The sequence below is a fragment of the Streptococcus sp. WM07 genome (genome assembly GCF_004570525.1).
Taxonomy (GTDB): domain Bacteria; phylum Bacillota; class Bacilli; order Lactobacillales; family Streptococcaceae; genus Streptococcus.
This window is the reverse complement of the sequence record NZ_SPPZ01000329.1, coordinates 1-280: the sequence shown is the minus strand read 5'-3', so window position 1 is coordinate 280 and position 280 is coordinate 1. Positions and strand designations below refer to the sequence as shown.

Here is a 280-nt window from a genome sequence, read left to right as displayed (position 1 = left end):
TTGTCTGACTCAAACTTAGAACCTGCTGGAAGATCACTTCCATCTTCGTTCTTAGGCGCTGGAACAGTTACTGTTTCTCCTGGCTTACCTGATGTCTCTTCAAACTTAGGATTATTCTTACTAGCATCTGTAGTTGGATCTACCACCTTAACAGTTACTGGAACCTTATCCGTTGAGCCATCTGGATACGTTACAACGACTGTTGCTGGTTTATCTCCTGGTGTGGTTGTATCTACTGGTTCCTCAAAGCTTACCTTAGTACCTGCTGGCAAGTCTCCTA

At 43.9% G+C, this 280-nt stretch carries 1 protein-coding gene; it reads right to left on the bottom strand.

Annotated elements, in window-relative coordinates; translation table 11 throughout:
• Positions 1-280: Rib/alpha-like domain-containing protein (locus tag E4T71_RS09445; RefSeq protein WP_245165735.1), on the bottom strand; the 280-nt coding region annotated here is incomplete at both ends.